We start from the raw sequence: 21,070 nt of genomic DNA, 5'->3' as shown, positions 1-21,070 counted from the left end.
ATCAGCTTCCGGCAAGGGTCATCCCCTCGATCAGCAGCGTCGGCGCCGCCGTGCCGAAATTGCGGTCGAGATCGTTGGCCGGCATCATGTTCAGGAACATCGCCTTGAGATTGGAGGCGATGGTGACCTCGGACACCGGATAGGCGATCTCGCCATTCTCGATCCAGAATCCGGAAGCGCCACGGCTGTATTCGCCGGTGACCATGTTGACGCCCTGGCCGAACACCTCGGTGACGTAGAAACCCGTCTTGAGAGCGGCGATCAGTTCCAGCGGCGTCTTCTCGCCCGGCTCTATCGCCAGATTGGTGGATGACGGCGACACGGACGAGCCGCTGCGCACGCCGCGCCCATTGGTGGTCAGGCCCAGTTCGCGCGCGGTGGAGGTCGACAGGAACCAGTGGCCCAGCACACCCTTGTCCACCATGACCAGCCTTTCGCCTTCCACGCCTTCCCCGTCGAAGGGCCGGGAAGACTGGCCGCGGATGCGCAGCGGTTCATCGATGACGGTGATGGCGGCGGAGGCGACCTGCTTGCCCATCATGTCGCGCAGGAAGCTGGTCTTGCGCGCCACCGCCGCGCCATTGATGGCGCCGGCAAGATGCCCGGCGATGCCGCGGGCAACGCGCGGGTCGAACACGACGTCGACGGCACCGGTTGCCGCCTTGCGCGCCCCGAGACGCTTCACCGCCCGCTCGCCCGCCTTGCGGCCGATGGTCTCGGGCGCATCGAGATCGGCGAAGTGCAGGCGCGAGGAAAAGTCGTAGTCGCGCTCCATCGCGGTGCCCCCGCCCGCGATCACGCTGGCCGAGCGCGAGAAACGGGTGGCGGCATAATGGCCGAGGAAACCGTGCGAGGTGGCAAGCACCAGGCCGCCCATGCCGGCGCTGGCGCCGCTGCCGGAGGAATTGGTGACGCCTTCGACGGCAAGAGCGGCCGCCTCCATGGCCAGCGCATCCTCCTTCAGCCGGTCGGCCGAGATCTCCGTGGCGTCGAACAGATCGAGATCGCGCCGTTCTTTGGCCAGCAGGGCGGGATCGGCCAACCCCTGATAGGGATCCTCCGGCGACACTTTCGCCATCGCTACCGCGCGGCCGGCGAGTTCGTCGGCATCGGACGCCGCGTTGGCCGAGACGCTGGCGACGCGCCGCCCGACGAAGACGCGCAGCGACGCATCCTCGCTTTCCGCCGCCTCGATATCCTCCACCTTGCCCAAGCGCACCGACACGCTGGTCGAACGGCCGCGCACCACCACGGCGTCGGCGGCATCGGCCCCCGCCCGTTTCGCGGCCTCGACGAGCTCCGCCACGCGGTCGGTGAGCTGCGAGGGGTCCAGCATATCCTTCATGCCTGCAATCCTGTCATTTGGCGGCCTGTCGATGGTGCATCTATTGTCCCGCGGGCCCTTGTGCAATGGCAGGCGACCGCCGGAAACGTTCAGTGCGCCTGCAGTTGACGGCGAGATTTCAGCACGGCCTCGATGCGACGCTTCAATTCGTCCTTCACCGAAGCGGTTTCGGCCATCACCGCATTCATCTTGAGGAAATCGAGCACGCGGAACCGCGACACCGGCGGTCGGATCAATATGTCCGGCTGGCACTGCGTCAGCTTGTTGGCGATGATCGACTGCATCATGAGCTGCGTTGCGCCGAACATCAGGTCGACCGAAGTCGGCCGCCTGCTCTCGGCTGCCGACGGCGCTCCCACCACATCCACGGCGATGGTGATGTCGGCATCCGCTTCGATGAGGTCGAAGGGCACCGGATTGTAGATGCCCCCGTCGATCAGCATGCGCCCGTCCCGCACCACCGGCCGGAACACGGCCGGAATGGCAGCCGAGGCGGCAAGCGCCGAATGCAGGTCCCCGTCCTCGAACACGGCGAGCTTGTGGCCGAAATAGTCGGTCGCCGTCACTTTCAGCGGAATCCGGAGCGCGTCGAAGCTTTTCGGCACGGCCGGCGGGAGAAAGGCTTTCAGGATGCGCTCGACATTGAACTGGCCGACACGCAGCCCGCCCCGCATCATCTCGGCGAGACTGCCGGGCCGGGCCTTCCACATGAGGCTGGCGACCTGCGCGCGCGTGCCGAGGATGGAACGGGCATAGTCGCCAATTTCCCGCCCGGTCATGCCCGAAGCCATGCCGGCCCCCATGATGGCGCCGATCGACGAGCCGGCGATGACCACCGGCCGGATGCCGAGTTCGTCCAGGGTCTCGATGACGTGGATATGGGCCAGACCGCGCGCCCCGCCGCCTCCGAAGGCGACGCCGAAGGTCGGGCTCATCCACCGCCCCCTCGGGCGCCATCCTGGGCCGCGCCGCCGCTGGTGCCGCTCCCGGCGGTTCCCTGCGCCGCGGCCTTGTCGCCTTCCGGCCCTGCCGTACCGGCTTCGGCAGCCCCCGAGAGCGGAGGGCCGACCGCCATGACTGTGGGCTCGGCCGAAAGCAGCTTCCTGGCGGCCGCCTTCACTTCGTCCAGCGTCACGGCATTGAGAAGGCCGGCACGGCGCTGGATATAGTCGATGCCGAGCCGGTCCAATTGCAGTTCGACCAGGGTGGAGGCGATCGAGCTTGACGAATCCAGGTTGTTGATCGCGTAGGCGCCGACCAGATAGGCTTTCGCCGCCGCCAGATCCTGCTCGGTGGGTCCGTTCACCGCCATGTCCCTGACGACGTCGCGAATGACGGCAAGCGTCTCGGCGGCGCGGTCGGATCGGGTTGCGGTGGCGACGACCAATGCTGAGGCATGATCGTAATCGGCCAGGGCGGAACTGATGTTGTAGGCAAGACCCCGCTTCTCGCGAACTTCACGAAACAGGCGCGACGTGAAAGTGCCGCCGCCGAGGATCTGGTTCATCAGCGCCGCGGCGTAAAAGTCCGGCGCATTGCGCTTTACGCCCGGAAAAGCCAGTTGGAGCGAGGTTTGCGGCAGGTCGTAGTCGACCTGAAGCTGCTGGCCGAGCTTCAATTGCAAATCCGCGACCGGGCGCAGGGACTGCTTCTGCGGCAGGTCGCCGAACAGCAGGTCCAGGTCGCGCTTCAGCGTCGGCGCGTCGATGGCCCCGACCACGGCCACATGCAGCCCGTCGCGTGCGAACAACGCCTTGTGCGCGGCGTGCAGATCATCGACGGTAATGGCCTTCACGCTCCCGCTCGTACCCTCGTCCGGCCGGGCATAGGGGTGGTTGCCATAGACCGCGCGCAGCCATTTCTCCCGAGCCTCCGTCGCCGGATCGCGCTCGCCCGCCAGCAGGTTGGACAGGATCTGGCCGCGAATGCGGTCCACGGCCTGCTGGTCGAAACGCGGCTCTTCAACCGCCTGGCGCAGGAGCTCGAAAGCATCTTCGTCGTGGTCGGCCAGCATGCGCATGGAGCCGTAGATACCGTCGCGGCTCGCCTCGAAGCTCATCTCGGCGCCGACCTGGTCGAGACGGGTCTGGAAGGCGTCGCTGTCGAGCGTACCCGCGCCCTCGTCGAACAGGCCGGTCATCAGGTTGGCCAACCCTTCCTTGCCGGGCGGATCCTGCGTGGAGCCGCCGTCGAAGACGAAGCGGATGGTGACGATGGGCACCGTATAGTCTTCCACCAGCCAGGCGGTAATCCCCTTCTCGGAGGTCACGGACTGGATGTTGACCTCAGCCCGCGCCACGATCGCCGGCAGCAGGAGGAACAGGATCGAAAGCAGCAACGCGGCTGCTGGCGCGGCAATGCGCGCGCGAATGGCGGTCAGGCTCGGCATGCCGTCAATTCTCCGTCTGCTGCTGCGGCAACAGATATCCCGTCACCGAACGCGCCTGCACCAGATATCGGGCGGCCGCGGCCTTGATCTCGCCGGCCGTAACCTTGCGGATACGGTCCGGCCATTCCTGCACGTCCCGCACGGTGCCGCCGGTGGCCAGGGTGCTGCCATAGATGTTGGCCATGGATTCCTGCCTGTCGCGCGCGAAGATCATGGAGCGGACGAAACGGTCCTTGGCCGCTTGCAGCTCGGCATCGGTCACGCCGTCCCGGCCGATCCGCGCGACCTCCGTGTCCACGGCCGCCTCTACATCGGCAAGTCCCGCCTTGCCCAGCGGCGCAGCGTAGACGGCAAAGCTCGTATCGTCCAGCGTCCGTCCCCGGAACACGGCCCCGGCGCTGGAGGCGATGCCCTTGTGCACGACCAGTTCCTGATAGAGGCGGCTGCGGATGCCTCCCCCCAGGATTTCCGCCAGCAGGTCAAGCGCCTCGGCTTCGCCGGGCCTGGCCGTACGATAGGAGGGCACGACCCAGCGGGTGGAAAAGCTCGGCACGCCGACGCGGTCGTCGGCCAGCGTCACGGTGCGCCTCGTGTGCTGCTCCGGCTCCACGGGGCGCACACGCGGCGGCAGGTCCTGCCCGCGCGGGATAAGGCCGTAGGTCCTTTCCGCCATCGCCTTGACGGCATCGGGCGCGACGTCGCCCGCAACCACCAGAACCGCATTGTTGGGCGCATAATAGCGGTCATAGAAGGCCCTGGCATCGGCGCGGTTCAGCTTTTCGATTTCCTGCATCCAGCCGATCACCGGAATGCGATAGGGCTGGTTCAGCCACAGCGTGGCGTCGACCGCCTCGTCGAGCAACGCGTCGGGCTCGTTGTCGATGCGCGCGCGGCGTTCCTCCATGATGACATCGCGCTCCGTGGCGACCGTCTCGTCGGTGAGGACGAGGTTGCGCATGCGGTCGGCCTCGAAGCCCATCATCTCTTCCAGCGCCTGCGGCGCCACCGTCTCGTGGAAGGCGGTATAGTCATAGGAGGTGAAGGCATTGTCGTTGCCGCCGATGGCGGCCACTGCGCGGTCGAACTCGCCGGCCGGATGATTGGTGGTGGCCTTGAACATCAGGTGCTCGAAGAAGTGGGCGATGCCCGACTTGCCCGGCGGCTCGTCGGCGCTGCCGGCCTTGTACCAGACCATATGGGTGACGATCGGGGCCCGGTGGTCGGGAATGACGACCACTTCCATGCCGTTGGCGAGCGAGAAATCCGCCACTTTCGCGCCATCAGGCGCGGTCTGCGCGAAAGCCGGTGCGGCGACAGCCACGACCAGCGTCGCCGAGACCAGGCAACGCCGCAGCCAGCCAGCGTGAAATGTCATGAACTGCTCCGATCATACGGCAGGGATGAACCGGAACGCACCCCGCCAGCTTTTGAACCACCCGTCATCTGGCCGTCAAAGGCGGCCGAAGTCAGGCAAGCTCGATGAAACGGATCACTGTTTCGCCGTAGGCGCGCTCGTCGATCACGCCGAAACCGGGGCCAGGATCGAAAGGAGCGGCCGCAGCTTCCTCCACCACGCACAGTGCGCCGGGAACCAGCCAGCCGCCCGCCCGCGCCGAACGCAGGGCACGCTCGCCCAGCCCCTTTCCGTAAGGAGGGTCGGCAAACAGCAGCCCGAACGGCGCAAGCGTGCCGGCTTCGCCAAGGTTCGTGGCGTCGCGCCGGAAAATCTTGGTGCGGCCGGTCAGCCCGAATGCCTCGACATTGGCGCGGATCAGTCCGCGGCCCTCCGCCGATTCCTCGATAAAGACCGCGTAGGAGGCCCCGCGCGACAACGCCTCGAGGCCCAGCGCACCGGTGCCGGCGAACAGGTCGAGCACACGTGCACCCTCGAGCCTGCCGGTAAAGCGGTGCGCCAGCACGTTGAACACGGCTTCGCGCGTGCGGTCGATGGTAGGGCGGATCGCATCGGTGCGCGGCGGCGCCAGCGGCCGGCCGCGCAGCTCGCCGCCGACGATGCGCATCAACCTTCTCTCGAAGGGCCCTTGCGGGGCCGCCTGCCCGACGGGCCGGGCCCGCCCTTCGCACCGCCGCCGCGCGGACGTTCGCCGCGCGGCTTGTCGACACCTGCATCGGCGTCAGGCTTGGCCTTGCCCTGCGGGCGCGCACCCGGCGCCATCCACACATTCGCCCGGCGCTGACCCGGCGGTTCCATCTGGCGCGGCTCACGCTCGCCCTTGCGGAAATCCTTGGCCGGCTTGCCGCTGCGCGCACCGAAAGCGGGCCTTTCCGGCTTCGTCGAAAGCTTCCCGAGCGCTTCGTCGCGCGCGCCTTCGCGGCGCTTGCGGTTCTTGATCAAGCCGCCCTCGCCGATCGGGCGGTGGTCGCCGTCGCGCGTGATCCGCGGCCGGGCCGGCTCGTCCGGGCGCGGCTCGCTGCGGCGCACCGGCTTGTTGGAAAAGGGTGTGGCGATATCGGCTTCGAAATTCGCGCCGGATTCCTCGACCAGCCGCTCGCCGAGCTGATCGCGCAGCATGCGGCCCTTGATCTCCAGTACATGACCTTCAGGCAGTTCGCCGAGCTGGAACGGCCCGAAGGAGATGCGGATCAGCCGCGTCACCTCCAGCCCGAGCGCGCCGAGGATGTTCTTGACCTCACGGTTCTTGCCTTCGCGCAGGCCGATCGTCAGCCAGGCGTTGGAGCCCTGTGTGCGCTCCAGCGAGGCTTCCACGGCACCATAGAAGACGCCGTCGACGGCGATGCCGTCCTTCAGGCCGGCCAGCGCCTTCTCGTCCACCTGGCCGTGCACGCGGGCGCGGTAGCGCCGCAGCCAGCCCGTGGCCGGCAGTTCGAGCACGCGCGCCAGCCCGCCATCGTTGGTGAGCAGCAGCAGCCCTTCGGTGTTTATGTCCAGGCGCCCCACCGTCATCAGCCTTGGCAGCTCGGCCGGCAGCACCTCGAACACGGTCTTGCGCCCTTCCGGGTCGCGGTTGGTGGTCACCACCCCCGCCGGCTTGTGGAACAGGAACAGCCGCGTGCGCTCGATCGCCGGGATTTCCGTGCCGTCGAGATGGATCACGTCGGTGGTCGAGACGTTGAAGGCCGGCGAGGTCAACACCTTGCCGTTGACCTTGATGCGGCCGGCCGCGATCAGCTCTTCCGCGTCGCGGCGCGAGGCAATGCCCGCCCGCGCCAACCGCTTGGCGATGCGCTCGCCCTCTTCGGCGGCTGCTGCCGGCGCGGGGCGCGGACGCGGCCTGAAGCCGCCTTCGCTCTTCCCCGCTCCGGCGAAATCGCGCTTCGGCCTATCGAAGCGCCGTTCCCCGCGCTCGCCCTCGGCGGCGCGGTCCTGGCGCGGCGGGCCTTTGCGGAACGGCCGCTCGCCGGGCTTGCCGTCGCGGCGCGGCGGCCGGTCTTCCCCTGTGCGATCGCGGCTTTCGAAATCGCGCTTCGGCCGTTCGAAGCGCCGTTCCCCGCGCTCGCCCTCGGCGGCGCGGTCCTGGCGCGGCGGGCCTTTGCGGAACGGCCGCTCGCCGGGCTTGCCGTCGCGGCGCGGAGGCCGATCTTCCCCTGTGCGATCGCGGCTTTCGAAATCGCGCTTCGGTCGTTCGAAGCGCCGTTCGCCGCGCTCGCCCTCGGCGGCGCGGTCCTGGCGCGGCGGACCTTTGCGGAACGGCCGCTCGCCGGGCTTGCCATCGCGGCGCGGCGGCCGGTCCGGCCGGTCCTCGCGAGCCCGCTCGTCGCGCCGGAATTCGCGCTTCGGCTGCCCGGGTCCCGCGTCCTTGTCGCCGAAGCGTTTCGCGAAAGGCTTTTTGGAAAACGGCTTGCCGTCGCCCGAAGCCGGCCTGGCGGATTTGTCTCCGCCTCGCGCCTGCGCACCGAAGCGCTTGGGTCCGCGCTGGCGTGAAAATTTCTTGTCGTCGTCGTTCATGTGGCCTTTGCCCGTTTGCGCGGCTAGATATCAGGATCGCCTGCAAGTGGCGAGGCGAATTCGGAGTTGAACAGATTGAAGCGGCCGGATTTCATGGCGGCGGCGCTGCGGGAGGCAGAAGCTGCGGCAGCCCGCGGCGAAGTACCGGTCGGCGCGGTGGTCGCCAGCGGCGACAGGCTCGTCGCGGCGGCCGGAAATCGCACACGCGAACTCGCCGACCCGACCGCGCACGCCGAACTGCTGGCAATCCGCGAGGCCTGCCGGACGCTGGAAAGCGAACGCCTCACCGGCTGCGACCTCTATGTCACGCTGGAACCCTGCACCATGTGTGCCGGCGCCATCTCCTTCGCGCGGCTGCGCCGGCTCTATTTCGGCGCGGCCGACGAGAAGGGCGGCGCGGTGGTCAACGGCGTGCGCTTCTTCGCTTCTCCGACCTGCCATCACGTGCCGGAAGTCTATTGCGGCATCGGCGAGGTCAGCGCGGCCGCCCTGCTCAAGGGCTTCTTCCAGGGCAGGCGCTGAGCCTGCCCCGCTACCCTCCTACCAGGGCAGCCAGTCGAACATGCCCTTCTTGCCTTTCGCCTGCTGCTTCAGGCGGCGCTCCTTCTTGTATTCGTCCTCGCCCAGGTCGTTCTGCGGCGCGGTGGCGGCCGCGGCCCGATAGGTCAGCGGCGGTTCGCTGAGATATTTGCGCGTCGTGGGGTCACCCTGGTTGCTTTCGGCAAGGCGGCGCTTGACCTCGCCGCGGCGCGCCACATCCTGGCCTCCATCCGGCGGCGGCGGGTGGCTGGAGCCGGATATGGCCAGCGCCTTCTTGACCGCCTCGGGATCGGTCTGCACGTCGTCCACGATCTGCGCCTGGAAATTGGTGTCCTCGAAATGCTTGGACGCATCTTCGCGCAGGCGCGCACGCCGCTGTTCGGGCGATTCCGGCCACTGTGCGCTCGCGGCCTGGGTGATGTTGTCCTGCGGCGCCGGAAGGCTTTCCTTCTGCCCCGGCGCGGGCCTCACCAGGGCGGGGCGGGGCTTGTAGTCGATGTGCTCGCGCTTGGGCGGCGAGAATGACAAGGCGCTGCTGAGATCGCCGACGAGCTGCTCGCTGGCGGTCTTGTCGGTGCCGTAGGTGGGAGAGCCCAGGCAGCCCGACAGCGCCAGCCCGGACGCGACAAGCGGCGCCAGCAGCGCGGCGCGCGCAGGAAGTCTATGCGTCATGCCAAAAAATCCCACTCTCAAAGCCCTTGCCGCCGGCTTTGCCGACGATCCGCCGCCCGCAACTTCACCGAAATTCCGGCGACAATTTGTCGTGACGAGTTTTGCGTATGTATCTTAACCACCCGTCAAGGGCAACGTACGGGCGGCAGTGCGCCGCCCGCAGTCGTCTTGCGTTGCATTTGTGCACCCTTCAGAGCCGGCCGAGCGCCTGCAACTCGTGCAGCACCGCGGCATCGCGCGCCGACACGTCGGGGAACTGCGGGTCGCTGCCCACGTCGGCGGTGTAGCGCCAGGAGCGGGCGCATTTCTTCAGCCCCTTCGCTTCCGCCTGTTCGATCACCACGGCGATGCCCTTGACGTCGTCAAGGCGGAAAGCGTCGGCCGGCGCGCCGCCATGCCGGAATTCCAGGCCGCTGGTGATGCAGATCTCGGCCATGTCGACGCTTGCCACCTCGCCTTCCAGCGTGGCATCCTCCAGATAGACCACCGGCACGGCCTCCAGCGAGGAGCCGATGACCTTGCCGGCGCGGGCGATCTCCAATGCGCCGGTGACGACGCGGCGCATCTGCCGCACCTTGCGCCACCTTTCGGCCAGCGCATCGTCACGCCATTGCGCCGGCACCTGCGGCATCTGCTCCAAATGCAGCGATTCGGCATCCGGCCTGCGATCGAGCCACGCCTCTTCCATGGTGAAGGGCAGCATCGGTGCCAGCCATTTCACCAGGCAATCGAACAGACGGCGCACGACTTCCACGGACGCCCTGCGCTTCACGCTCGAAGGCCCTTCGCAGTAGAGCGCGTCCTTGCGGATGTCGAAATAGAAGGCCGACAGCTCCACCACCATGAAGTCGAGCAGCGCGCGCGTGATGCGCTTGAACTCGAAGGCGTCGTAGCCGCTCCGCACGATCTGATCGAGTTCTGCCAACCGGTGCAGCATCAGCCGCTCCAGCTCCGGCATCTCGGCCAGGGGCACTTCCTCCCCCTCGTCATGGGCGAGCGTGCCGAGCATCCAGCGGATCGTGTTGCGCAGCTTGCGGTAGGCGTCGATGTTGGTCTGCAGGATGGTCTTGCCGAGCCGCTGGTCTTCCCAATAGTCGGTGGTAACCACCCACAGGCGCAGAATGTCGGCGCCGGACTGCCTGATGACATCCTGCGGCACCACCGTGTTGCCGAGCGACTTCGACATCTTGCGGCCTTCCTCATCCATGGTGAAGCCATGGGTGATGACGGCGTCGTACGGCGCGCGGCCGCGCGTGCCGCAACTCTCCAGCAGCGAGGAATGGAACCAGCCGCGGTGCTGGTCCGACCCTTCCAGATAGACGTCGGCCGGCCACTTCAGGTCGGGGCGGTCTTCCAGCGTGAACGCGTGGGTCGACCCGGAATCGAACCAGACGTCGAGAATATCCTTCACCATGACCCATGGCTCGCCGGCGCGGGCGCCCAGGAAGCGCGCGCGCGCGCCATCGGCAAACCAGGCATCGGCGCCTTCCTGCTCGAACGCCTCGAGGACGCGGGCGTTGACCGCTTCATCCTGGAGCACGTTGCCGTCGGCGTCGGCGAAGACGGCGATCGGCACGCCCCAGGCGCGCTGGCGCGACAGCACCCAGTCCGGCCGCTCCTCGATCATGGCGCGCAGGCGGGTCTGCCCGGCCGAGGGCACGAAGCGGGTGGCGTCGATCGCATTCAGTGCGCGCGAACGCAGCGTGGTGCCATCGCCGAGCTGCTTGTCCATATGGACGAACCATTGCGGCGTGTTGCGGAAGATGATCGGCTTCTTCGAGCGCCAGGAATGCGGGTAGCTGTGCTTCAGCCGCCCGCGCGCGAGCAGCGCATCGCGCTTGATGAGTTCGTCGATGACGGCCTTGTTGGCATCGCCCTTCTTGCCGTTGTCGTCGATGACGCGGGCCGCGCCGCCCTCGCGATCCGGGCCGAAACCGGGCGCGTCCTTGGTGAAGAAGCCGCCATCGTCCACGGTGAACGGCAGCCGCGTGTCGATACCGCGCTTTTCCAGATCGGGCACGGCATGCATCCAGGCGTCGAAGTCCTCGCGGCCGTGGCCGGGCGCGGTGTGCACGAAGCCGGTGCCGGCATCGTCGGTGACATGATCGCCCGCCAGCATGGGGACGGCGAACCCGTAGCCGTCGGCAAAACCCTTGAACGGGTGGGAAAGCGTAAGGCTTTCAAGCTCCTCGGCGCTGACGCTCCGGAGCCGGTTGAACGTTACCTTGGCCTTGGCGGCCGAGTCCTCGGCCAGCGCATCGGCGAAGATCAGCTTTTCCCCGGGCTGCGGGCCGTAGGAATTCTCCGCCGCAGCCACCTCGTAGAGACCGTAGGAAATGCGCGGCGAAAAGTTCACGGCGCGGTTTCCGGGAATGGTCCACGGCGTGGTGGTCCAGATCACCACATGGGCGTCGTAGAGATCGGGGCTCAGGACACGGCTGGCGACTTCCTTCACCGGCTCGCCGGCAGCAAGGTCCAGGCTCTGCGACTGAACCGGGAACTTCACCCAGATCGTGTCGCTCTCATAGTCCTGGTACTCGACCTCCGCCTCGGCCAGCGCGGTGCGCTCGACCACCGACCACATGACGGGCTTGGAGCCGCGATAGAGCTGCCCGCTCATGGCGAATTTCAGCAGCTCGCCGGCAATGCGCGCCTCGGCGTGGAAATTCATGGTGGTGTAGGGATTGTCGAAATCGCCGATGACGCCGAGTCTCTGGAACTCGCCGGTCTGCACCGTGATCCAGTGCCGGGCGAAGTCGCGGCATTCCTGCCGGAACTCGTTGATCGGCACTTCGTCCTTGTTCTTGCCCTTGGCGCGATATTGCTCCTCGATCTTCCATTCGATCGGCAGGCCGTGGCAGTCCCATCCGGGCACGTAATTGGCGTCGAAGCCGCGCATCTGGAACGAGCGGTTGATGACGTCCTTGAGGATCTTGTTCAGCGCATGGCCGATATGGATGTTGCCGTTGGCATAGGGCGGGCCATCATGCAGCACATAGATCGGCCGGCCGGCGGAGGTTTCGCGCAGGCGCCGGTAGAGGTCCATGTCCAGCCAGCGCTTGACCAGCGCCGGCTCCTTCTCCGGCAGGCCGGCGCGCATCGGGAAATCCGTTCGCGGCAGGTAGAGCGTGCTGGAATAATCGATCGTTTGCGGTTCGGTGTCGGTCATTGCCTTGCCATGTCCATCGCCCGCAGGGCGGCCTCGGGCGTTCAACTATCATGTTCTGGAAAAAGCGCGAGGGGCGCTACCAAGATTCCCGGCGCTTCCGGGCCGGGCTCAAGCCCCGGCCGTCCGGAACACCGGGCCGGTAATTCGTATCACGGACGCGAACATGCGCGGAAAGCTCGACATGGCCCGTGCTTCTAACCGAAGACGGGCCTGGAATAAAGGGCCGCCCGCCTACATGGAAAAATCGAAGCGGTAGGTGGTGGACACACCGAAGGTGAACTGGTTGCGGTCGCCGCGCTCGCGCACGAGGCTGGACTTCGCGGCCGGGCCGGTCAGACGGGCATATTCCCCGAACAGGCTGGCGGTGACGGGGTCGGTCACCCGCCAGGTGACGGCGCCGCCGGCACCGACCGACTTCAGGCCGCTGCCGGGATGATATTCGCCAAGGCCCGAATCGACCGCCTCCTGCGCATCGACGCCATAATAGGCGTCGAAATATTTGGCGGACGCGAAGGACAGGCGCGGGCCGCCGGAAATGCGGATGTCCGGCGTGATGTCGAAAAAGGCGTCGGCCGCGACGTCGCCGGCAAAGCCGTTGTGGGCGCGGATGCCGTGCCGCAGTTCGGCGCGCACGCGCACCCAGTCCAGCGGATAGAACTCGAAGAAGCCGCCGGCCTCGCCGCCCCAGCGCACGGGCTTCAGCCCCTTCAGCTCATCGGCGTCATTGTCGCGCGCCCAGAGGAACTTGCCGACAAGGCCGGCGCGAACTTCGCCGTCGTCGATCAGCGCCAGCGAGATATTGTCGTTGCGCGAGGAAAAGCGCGCCTCGGGGCCTGCCTTGCCCAGCGAAACGAGCGGCATCGCACTCAGCATGTATTTGCTGCTGCCCTCGAATTTCGGTGCGACGAGTCCGGTGGCGCCGACCGTCAGGTACCAGTTTCCGGACATCCAGCCGAAGGCGCCCTCGCCCGCCGCGGCCGTCACAGGCATGAGCAACGCGGCGCAGGCCAACATCGCGGACAGGGTTTTGACGGACTTCATTTCGACACCTTGCGCACAACTCACCGTTGATCGAAGCCATGCCCGGACTTGGGTAAAATTTGATTTAACTCCGTCGCATCGCGCGATTGCACGGGCCGGCGGCCGGAAATCGTGCTTCTGGACGAAGGCCGGCGGGAGCGATACCTTTCATGCGGCGCAAACCAGCGCCGCTGGATGCTTTGAAGGAGAGGACTGATGACTCTGAATGGCGACACCTTCAGACAGGCACTGGAAGAAACGCAGGCAAAATGGGGTTGGTTCGTGGCGTTGGGCGTGCTGCTCCTGATCTTCGGCGGCATAGCCTTCGGCAATCTGGTCATCGCCACCGTCGCATCGGTCTACCTCGTCGGCTGGCTGATGCTGTTCAGCGGGATCATCGAGATCATCCATGCCTTCGGCGTCAAGAGCTGGGGGCGCTTCTTCTACTGGCTGCTTTCCGGCCTGCTTTATGCGGTCGCCGGCTTCTTCGCCTTCTACAACCCGCTTCTGGCTTCCGCGGTGCTGACTTTCCTGCTGGCCGTCGCGCTGGTCGCCGCCGGCCTGCTTCGGCTCTGGGTAGGCTGGCAGCACCGGGCCGAAAAAGGCTCGGGCTGGATCATCGCAGCGGGCATCGTCACGCTGCTGGTCGGCATCCTCATCGCGCTGCGCTGGCCGGCCAACAGCTTGTGGGTGCTGGGCCTGTTCTTGGCGATCGACCTGATCTTCCAGGGCTGGACCTTCATCGCCTTCGGGCTGGCACTGAAGACCGGCAGACGCGCCGCAGCCTAGAAGGCGATGCGGGCATCGAGATCGGACAGCGGACGCACGCCCGCCAGCAGCGCCCGCGCCTCGGCCTCGTCGCGCTTCATCTGCTCGACGAGCGCGTCGAGCCCGTCGAACTTCTCTTCGCCGCGCAGGTAGCCGAACAGGCTGACCCGGCAGACCTCGCCGTAGAGATCGCCGGAAAAGTCGAACAGGAAGGTTTCAAGCAGCGGCGCGCCGTTGTCGTCGACCGTCGGGCGGCGCCCGAAGCTGGCGACGCCGTCATGCAGCGTGCCGTCCGCACGACGGAAGCGCACGGCATAGATGCCTTCCTTCAACGCGGTTTCCGGCGCCAGCTTCATGTTGGCGGTGGGGAAGCCGAGGGTGCGGCCAAGCTTCTGCCCCCCGATCACCTCGCTTTCCACGGTAAAGCGATAGCCGAGCAGCCCTGCCGCCTCCTCGGGCCTGCCGCTTTCCAGAAGCGTGCGGATGCGGCTTGACGACACCACCTCCGCGCCCTCGTCGCGGAAAGCGTCCACCAGCGTCACGCCGAAACCGTAGCGTTCGCCGGCCGCCATCAGAAAGGCCGGGCCGCCCTGGCGGTCCTTGCCGAAATGGAAGTCGACGCCCGTCACCGTGCAGCCGATGCCGAGCATGTCCACCAGAATATCCGTTATGAAGGTCTCCGCCGAGCGCGCGGCGAATTCGCGCGAAAAGGCCTGTTCCACCACCGCGTCGAAGCCGAGTTCGTGCAGAAGCCGCGCCTTCATGACCGGCGGTGTCAGCACGAACAGCGGCGCTTCCGGCCGGAAGACCTTGCGGGGATGCGGCTGGAACGTCAGCACCAGCGCCGGCACGCCCCGGCCTTGGGCCTCGTCCAGCGCGCGTTGCAGCACCGCCAGGTGGCCGCGATGCACGCCATCGAAATTGCCGATGGCCACCACCCCGCCGCGCAGACGGGAAGGCAGCGGCCGGTCGCCCGAAATGCGCTCGAACGAGCCCGTCATGCCTACCGAAGCCTTGGGATAACGGCCACGGGGCTGTAGCCGTGCTTTTCCAGGAAAGCGGCAAGCCTTTCCGGGTCCGGGGCCAGCGGCTCGCCATAGTCGCGCGCATGGATGCCGCCCGACACGTAGAGAACGTCGAGGCCGTTGTCGGCGCCGCCCTTCACATCCGTCATCACGCCGTCGCCGATGGCCAGCACCTCGGCACGGTCCGGCTCGCGGCCGAGCACCTCCGCGGCAGCCTGCAACGCGGCACGATAGATCGGCGCATGCGGCTTTCCGGCGATCAGCGTGCGTCCGCCCATCTGCGCATAATCGCGCGCCAGCGCGCCGGCGCACCAGATCAGCCGATCGCCACGCTCGACGATGATGTCGGGATTGGCGCAGATGAAGGGCAGGTTCCTGGCCCGCAGCCGTTGCAACAGTTCTGCATAGTCCGCAGGCGTTTCGACTTCGTCCTCGAAAAGGCCGGTACAGATGACGCCCTGCGCCTCGAACTCCTCGACCGGCTCGACATCCAGCCCGTCGAAGAGGCTTGCGTCGCGGTCGGGGCCGAGATGAAAAATCATGCGCGGGCCTTGGGCGATCAGATCGCGCGTGACGTCGCCGGAGGTCACCACCCGGTCATAGGCCTGATCCGGCACGCCGATCGCGCGCAACTGGGCTACAACGTCGCGACTGCGGCGCGGGGAATTGGTGATGAGGACGACGGCGGCCCCGGCTGCACGCGCTTTTGCCAGAGCGGCAGCGGCATCGGGGAAATGCGTCTCCCCATTGTGTATGACCCCCCAGACGTCGCAAAGCAGGGCCGAATAGCGCCCCGACAACGCATCGAGCGCGGCAATCGTTTTGGGCAATTCGGTCATGCCGTATTCCAAGGTTCCGTCTCCCGAGCATCGATGACGAGGGGGTCCTAGCTCAAGCGCCCTGCCCTGTCATCAGCTTTTGCGGCGGGGCAGGTCGCGCCGGGGCCTTGCCGAACTGGCCGGGGCTTTGCAAATGGTTAACGGCGCAGCAATTGCGCAACGCATTTTGAAGGAAGTTCGGGAACCGGAAATTTAGCGATTGCGGTCATTATCCTTGGCCAAAATGGGCTTGGCAGGGGTGAAGGCCGATGTTCCGCAAATTCTTCCGCGATACGAGGGGCAACTATGCCCTTCTCACCGTCGTCGCGCTCGTGCCGCTCATGGGAGCGCTGGCGCTGGCGGTGGACTACACGGAAATATCCCGCCAGCGGCAGGACACGCTGAACGCGCTCGACGCCGCCGGACTGGCCACCGCGCGCTACATCGCCAGCGGGGTGAGCGACAGCCAGGCCATCGCCTACGCCAACAACTTCTTTACCGCCAACCTGCGGCATGTCGATCCGGTGAACACCGTGCTGACGGTGGTGCTGCCCAACAACAGCGCCGGCGGCGGCACGCTGAAAATGTGCGCCGACCTCACCTATTCGCCCTATTTCCTGCCGGCCGCCGCCATGCTCATCGGCCGCGAGTCGAGCGATTTCAACTTCACCACCTGCTCCGAGATCCGGCTGAAGAACACGCTGGAGGTGGCTCTGGTGCTGGATAATTCGGGCTCGATGGATACGAAGGGCGGCTCAACCGGCAAGCCGCGCATGACCCTGCTGAAGGCGGCAGCCAAGCAGCTCGTGGATACACTTTCCCTGCAAGCCGAGCAGATGAAGCAGATGGAAAAGCCCGTCCAGTTCTCGCTCGTCCCGTTTGCGGCCTCCGTGAATATCGGGAATGAGAACAAAGACGCGACCTGGATGGATTTGAGAGGCATCTCGCCGATCCATCATGAAAATTTCGATTGGTCGAAGATGACCAAGGCCAACAACGCCAACAAGTATATCGAGAAATCCGGCGACATCTACTATATGCGAGGCAAGGATTGGGGCTCGGATCAGAACAAGGAGATGACGCGCTTCAAGCTCTACGAACTGATCAAGACGCAGGTCTGCGATGTCAAAAACGGATCCAATTGCAAGACCCTCGGCAAGTCGAAGCAGTATGAGGAATGGGCCGGTTGCGTGGAAGCGCGCCCCTTCCCCTACAACGACAATGACACATCACCCACGTCGAGCGACCCCGCGACCATGTTCGTGCCCATGTTCGCTCCCGACGAGGCCGGCAACTTCTGGACCGGAACGGACGAGTTCGGCAAGGCGCATACCTCCACCACGACATGGAGCTACAATAACAATTGGTGGGTGGATTCCGACGACAGCCTCGGAGTGAAGGCCCGCCAGCAGGACGCCCGCAAGTATTTCCTCGAAAAGCCGTGGAATGTGACCAGCGCGTCCGGCGCGCGCGGCCCCAACTACTCTTGCACGACCACGGCGATCACACCCTTGCAGGACGTCACGACGGAAAGCGGTAAGAAGAAAATCTTCGATGGCATAGACGCCATGCAATCCAACGGGAACACCAATGTTCCGGAAGGTCTCGCCTGGGGATGGCGCACCGTTTCCAGCAACGAACCCTTCACCAATGGCCGGCCGAACACCGATAAGGGCAACGACAAGGTCGTCATCGTTTTGACGGACGGCGCCAACACCTATTCAGCCATGAGCGACAGCAAGAACGCGTCCAATCTCTCCACCTACGCAGCCTACGGCTATGCCGGCATAATTCCGCAAGGCTCGAGCCTCACGCGTCTGTTCATGAACACCGATAGCACGGTCAGCAAGACCACCTACTCCAGTTCGAACTACACGGCCGCGCTCGACTGGCATCTGAAGACGCTCTGCGAGAACGCCAAGGACTCCAATATCCTGCTCATGACGGTGTCGCTCGACCTCAGCGAGAAAAAGAGCGACGAGAAGAAGGCGATCAACGCTCTCACGGACTGCGCATCCGACTCTCGTTACCGCCGCGATCCCGACAACCCGGCCAAGCCGGCCAAGCTCTACTGGAACGCGACCAGCGACAACCTATCCGACAAATTCAAGGAAATCGCAGACGAACTATCCAACCTGCGCATCGTGAAATAGGCGCAATACCCGCCGGCCCGGCGCAACTGCCGGGCCGGTCTGCCTTCAACCTCTCTCATTGCGCTACATCGGGCGCCGGGCCGAAGCCGCCTTGCCCGGTTCCACCGCCTTGCGATAGAGATGCCAGGTGGCGTGACCAAGGATCGGCATGACCACCGCCAAGCCGGCAAACAGCGGTATCGAGCCGATGACCAGCAGCACTGCCACGATCAGGCCCCACAATATCATCTGCAGCGGATTGGCGGCGAACACCCGGGCCGAGGTGTCGACGGCGGCCACTACGCCGGCGTCGCGGTCGAGCAGCATGGGAAAGGCCACAGACGTCGTTATCAGCACGAACAGCGCGAAGCAGAGCCCGGCGAGATTGCCGTAGAAGATCAGCTTCCAGCCCCGCCCGGTGCTCAGCACCTCGCTCAGGAAGCCGGAAACGGAGGCCGGTGCCTGGCCGCCATATACGGCCGTGTAGATGGCTTGCGCGGTGAGCAGCCAGGCCAGGAACACCGCCAGCAACAGCACCCCCATCGCGACGATCGACGGCACGGCGGGGGAGTGACGCACTTCCAGGGCGTGCTTCCAGGCGGAATCCAGACCAAGCTCACGCCGGCGGCTGATCTCGTAGAGGCCGATGGCGGCAAACGGGCCCAGCAGCGCAAAGCCCGACATCAGCGGATAGACCATATGGATGGCGTCGGCGCCCGTCGTCGTCCACCGGGCCAGCATGACGCCGACGATCGGATAGATGATGCACAGGAACGCGTAATGCGACGGCTTGGCCCAGAAGTCCTCGGCGCCCAGCCTCAGGGCGTCCCAGACGTCATGGGTGGTGATGCGGCGGACTGCCGGCTGCATGAGCATGCCGCGGGCATCCGCCATGACATGGAATGCGGCCATGACCTTTCTCCCGTTCGGCAGAAGGCGGCTGTTGCCCGGATGGCCGCCTGTCGCTGCCATTTCTATCAACGGGCCGATCATAACAGGGTCCGGCGCCGCGGAGTATTCAAATACGCGGTATGCCCCCCGGAGGCACGCAAGGCGCAGGCGAGACCGGACATTTTGCGGCCGCCGCCCGGCAAAAGCCATGATCTATGTTATTCGGAACGGCATGCGCCTCTCACTGCTTCGATCCTCGTCCGAACCGCCGCAATTCGATGCCGGTCGCCGCACGCTGCTGAAAGCCGCCTGTGGCGGCGCCCTGCTCGCGCTGGCCTCGTGCGCCACGGGCCGGCAGACGGGAAGCGGCGGCGGGTCTTCGGCATCCGCTGCGGACATCCTTGCGGGCATCCGTTCCGCCCAGGGGCTGCCGGCCCTCCAGCCCGACACGCGGCTCGAACAGGCCGCGCTCCAGCAGGCGGGCTACATGGCCGGCGCCGGGCGCATGAGCCACACCACCGGCTGGGGACGGGATTTTTCCGCGCGGGTCAAGCAGAACGGCATCGATGGCGCGGCGGCCGAGAACATCGCGCAAGGCCGCATGGACCTGCAGCGGCTGTTCGACATGTGGATGGCTTCCCCTCCGCACCGGCGCAACATGCTCGACCCGCGCTTCACGCGCTTCGGCCTGGCCTATGTCCGCGACGGCAAGAACGGCGACTGGCGATACTGGGCCCTGGTGCTGGGCAAATAGGGACAGGGAGCAGGTCGAAACGCCCTGCCCCAAGATCCTAATCCATATGCGCCGCGGAGGCCTGCGCCCCGGCGAGGGCATATCGCGGCCGGCGCAGCAGAAACACCAACGGCAGGGCGCACAGCGTCACGATCATCATCAGCTTGAAGTCGTTGATGTAGGAGATCATCAGCGCCTGGATGTTGACCAGCCCGTCGATCTGGGACAGGGCGGTCGGGTCGCCCTGCGCGGCGGCCGGCGAAGCCGCCAGCAGATTCGGGTTGTAGGGGTTGATGAAGGCGCCCAGTTCGGCGTGGTTGACCTGCACGTTGCGCGTCAGCATGACCGTGACGATGGAAATGCCGATCGACGAGCCGATATTGCGCACCAGGCTGAACAGGGCCGTGGCGTCGGTCCGGTGGCGTGCATCCAGCGTGGCGAAAGCCACCGTCGACAGCGGCACGAACACCAGCCCGAGCCCCAGCCCCTGGATGACGCCCGTGGTCAGGATCGGCCAGTCGTCCATCTCCGGCGAGAAGCCGGACATGTCGTAGAGCGAATAGGCGGTCAGCAGCAGGCCCGCCACGACCAGCAGGCGAGGATCGACGACGCGCACCAGCCGCCCGACCAAAAGCATCGAGATCATGGTGCCGACCCCGCGCGGCGCCATCACCAGGCCGGTCGTGATCGTGGGATAACCGAAGATCGTCGACAGCATCGGCGGCAACAGCGCCAGGCTTGCCAGCAGGATGACGCCGATGACGAAGATGAAGACCAGGCCGGTTGCGAAATTGCGGTCGAGAAAGATCTTGGGGTCGATGAACGGGTGCTCCGCCGTCAGCATGTGGACAATGAAGACCCAGAAGCCGATCAGCGACAGGCCAAGCTCGATCCAGATCTCCAGAGAGGAGAACCAGTCGGCGTCGGCGCCGCGGTCCAGCATGAGCTGGAGCGCGCCCACCCCGAGCGACAGCATGGCGAAGCCGAAGAAATCGAAGCCGCGCACGCGCTTGGCAATCTGGGGCAGATAGGCGGCCGAGCCGAGGAAGGCGACGATGCCGACGGGAAGGTTGATGAAGAACACCCAGCGCCAGTTCAGCGTCTCGGTCAGCCATCCGCCCAGCGTCGGCCCGATGATCGGCCCGACCATGATGCCGGCGCCCCAGATGGCCATGGCCTGGCCGTGCCGCTCCTTGGGGTTGATGTCCAGCAGGAAGGTCTGCGACAGGGGAACGATGGCCGCGCCGAACACGCCTTGCATGAGGCGAAAGGCGACCATGGAGGTCAGGCTGCCGGCAAGGCCGCAGGCCATGGAGAAGATGACGAAGCCAACCACCGAGATGAGGAAAAGCTGCTTGCGCCCGAGCCGGTCGGCAAGCCATCCGGTCACGGGCGTCATGATTGCCGCCGCGACGATGTAGGAGGTCAGCACCCAGTTGATCGTGTCTTGCGAAGCGCCGAGATCGCCCGTCATCGACGGCAGCGCCACGTTCGCGATGGTCGTGTCGAGCACCTGCATGATGGTGCCCAGCATGATCGAGACCGTGATCAGGCCACGGTGCGGCACTTCGCGATGGGTTTCTTGCGTGCTCATCTGTGGCTTCTGCGCATAAAGCGAGGGTAGTGGGAGCAAAGGGCGG

Annotated in this window: 17 protein-coding genes; 4 read left to right on the top strand and 13 right to left on the bottom strand. The window is 66.0% G+C overall.

Going from position 1 to position 21,070, the window contains the following annotated elements:
• Position 1 precedes the first annotated feature (1 nt).
• The 6 genes from ACTDI4_RS11980 to ACTDI4_RS11955 all read right to left on the bottom strand — a co-directional run bounded on the left by ACTDI4_RS11980 (position 2) and on the right by ACTDI4_RS11955 (position 7,662).
• A complete protein-coding gene (locus ACTDI4_RS11980; RefSeq protein ID WP_442841357.1) occupies positions 2-1,345 on the bottom strand; it encodes a TldD/PmbA family protein in 1,344 nt (447 codons plus the stop codon).
• A gap of 89 nt (positions 1,346-1,434) precedes the next feature.
• Positions 1,435-2,280 carry a patatin-like phospholipase family protein gene (locus ACTDI4_RS11975; protein WP_442841356.1) on the bottom strand — a complete coding sequence of 282 codons (846 nt, stop codon included), beginning with the start codon at positions 2,278-2,280 and terminating at the stop codon, positions 1,435-1,437.
• The gene (locus ACTDI4_RS11970; protein WP_442841355.1) at positions 2,277-3,734 is read right to left on the bottom strand and encodes a M16 family metallopeptidase; all 1,458 of its coding nucleotides are present in this window, start codon (positions 3,732-3,734) and stop codon (positions 2,277-2,279) included. Before ACTDI4_RS11970 ends, ACTDI4_RS11975 begins: the two co-directional genes overlap by 4 nt.
• A 4-nt stretch (positions 3,735-3,738) precedes the next feature.
• Positions 3,739-5,109 carry a M16 family metallopeptidase gene (locus tag ACTDI4_RS11965; RefSeq protein ID WP_442841354.1) on the bottom strand — a complete coding sequence of 457 codons (1,371 nt, stop codon included), beginning with the start codon at positions 5,107-5,109 and terminating at the stop codon, positions 3,739-3,741.
• Between the two features lie 91 nt (positions 5,110-5,200).
• Positions 5,201-5,755 (bottom strand): 16S rRNA (guanine(966)-N(2))-methyltransferase RsmD, encoded by a 555-nt coding sequence (rsmD, locus tag ACTDI4_RS11960; RefSeq protein ID WP_442841353.1) that lies wholly within the window; start codon positions 5,753-5,755, stop codon positions 5,201-5,203.
• A complete protein-coding gene (locus ACTDI4_RS11955; RefSeq protein ID WP_442841352.1) occupies positions 5,755-7,662 on the bottom strand; it encodes a pseudouridine synthase in 1,908 nt (635 codons plus the stop codon). Before ACTDI4_RS11955 ends, rsmD begins: the two co-directional genes overlap by 1 nt.
• 75 nt (positions 7,663-7,737) lie before the next feature.
• Here ACTDI4_RS11955 and ACTDI4_RS11950 point away from each other — a divergent pair, with 75 nt between their 5' ends.
• Complete coding sequence (locus ACTDI4_RS11950; RefSeq protein ID WP_442843338.1) at positions 7,738-8,184, top strand: nucleoside deaminase; 447 nt, start codon at positions 7,738-7,740, stop codon at positions 8,182-8,184.
• 18 nt (positions 8,185-8,202) lie between these two features.
• Here ACTDI4_RS11950 and ACTDI4_RS11945 read toward each other — a convergent pair whose 3' ends face one another.
• The 3 genes from ACTDI4_RS11945 to ACTDI4_RS11935 all read right to left on the bottom strand — a co-directional run bounded on the left by ACTDI4_RS11945 (position 8,203) and on the right by ACTDI4_RS11935 (position 13,084).
• Positions 8,203-8,874, bottom strand: coding sequence for a hypothetical protein (locus tag ACTDI4_RS11945; RefSeq protein WP_442841351.1), 672 nt, complete (start codon positions 8,872-8,874; stop codon positions 8,203-8,205).
• Between the two features lie 190 nt (positions 8,875-9,064).
• Complete coding sequence (ileS, locus tag ACTDI4_RS11940; protein ID WP_442841350.1) at positions 9,065-12,043, bottom strand: isoleucine--tRNA ligase; 2,979 nt, start codon at positions 12,041-12,043, stop codon at positions 9,065-9,067.
• A gap of 231 nt (positions 12,044-12,274) precedes the next feature.
• On the bottom strand, positions 12,275-13,084 hold the full coding sequence (locus tag ACTDI4_RS11935) for a MipA/OmpV family protein (protein ID WP_442841349.1): 810 nt from the start codon (positions 13,082-13,084) through the stop codon (positions 12,275-12,277).
• Positions 13,085-13,276: 192 nt separating this feature from the next.
• Here ACTDI4_RS11935 and ACTDI4_RS11930 point away from each other — a divergent pair, with 192 nt between their 5' ends.
• A complete protein-coding gene (locus ACTDI4_RS11930) occupies positions 13,277-13,852 on the top strand; it encodes an HdeD family acid-resistance protein (RefSeq protein ID WP_442843337.1) in 576 nt (191 codons plus the stop codon).
• On the opposite strand, the gene ACTDI4_RS11925 is transcribed toward ACTDI4_RS11930, so the two are convergent.
• Together ACTDI4_RS11925 and ACTDI4_RS11920 are read right to left on the bottom strand one after the other, a co-directional pair.
• A complete protein-coding gene (locus ACTDI4_RS11925; protein ID WP_442841348.1) occupies positions 13,849-14,832 on the bottom strand; it encodes a bifunctional riboflavin kinase/FAD synthetase in 984 nt (327 codons plus the stop codon). The two genes, ACTDI4_RS11930 and ACTDI4_RS11925, sit on opposite strands and share 4 nt — an antisense overlap.
• 2 nt (positions 14,833-14,834) lie before the next feature.
• The gene (locus ACTDI4_RS11920; protein ID WP_442841347.1) at positions 14,835-15,695 is read right to left on the bottom strand and encodes a TIGR01459 family HAD-type hydrolase; all 861 of its coding nucleotides are present in this window, start codon (positions 15,693-15,695) and stop codon (positions 14,835-14,837) included.
• A gap of 248 nt (positions 15,696-15,943) precedes the next feature.
• Between ACTDI4_RS11920 and ACTDI4_RS11915 the strand changes: the two genes are divergently transcribed.
• On the top strand, positions 15,944-17,827 hold the full coding sequence (locus ACTDI4_RS11915; RefSeq protein WP_442841346.1) for a pilus assembly protein TadG-related protein: 1,884 nt from the start codon (positions 15,944-15,946) through the stop codon (positions 17,825-17,827).
• A gap of 63 nt (positions 17,828-17,890) precedes the next feature.
• Here the strand turns inward: ACTDI4_RS11915 and ACTDI4_RS11910 are convergent, their stop codons facing one another.
• Positions 17,891-18,718 (bottom strand): DUF2189 domain-containing protein, encoded by an 828-nt coding sequence (locus ACTDI4_RS11910; RefSeq protein ID WP_442841345.1) that lies wholly within the window; start codon positions 18,716-18,718, stop codon positions 17,891-17,893.
• Positions 18,719-18,905: 187 nt separating this feature from the next.
• On the opposite strand from ACTDI4_RS11910, the gene ACTDI4_RS11905 reads away from it, so the two are divergent.
• Complete coding sequence (locus ACTDI4_RS11905) at positions 18,906-19,451, top strand: CAP domain-containing protein (RefSeq protein WP_442841344.1); 546 nt, start codon at positions 18,906-18,908, stop codon at positions 19,449-19,451.
• Positions 19,452-19,488: 37 nt separating this feature from the next.
• Here the strand turns inward: ACTDI4_RS11905 and ACTDI4_RS11900 are convergent, their stop codons facing one another.
• A complete protein-coding gene (locus tag ACTDI4_RS11900) occupies positions 19,489-21,024 on the bottom strand; it encodes a DHA2 family efflux MFS transporter permease subunit (protein ID WP_442841343.1) in 1,536 nt (511 codons plus the stop codon).
• Positions 21,025-21,070 lie beyond the last annotated feature (46 nt).

It is taken from the genome of Mesorhizobium sp. PUT5, assembly GCF_052216645.1.
Lineage (GTDB): Bacteria > Pseudomonadota > Alphaproteobacteria > Rhizobiales > Rhizobiaceae > Mesorhizobium.
Note: the sequence above shows the minus strand (reverse complement) of the source record. Positions and strands in the feature narration are given on the sequence as shown.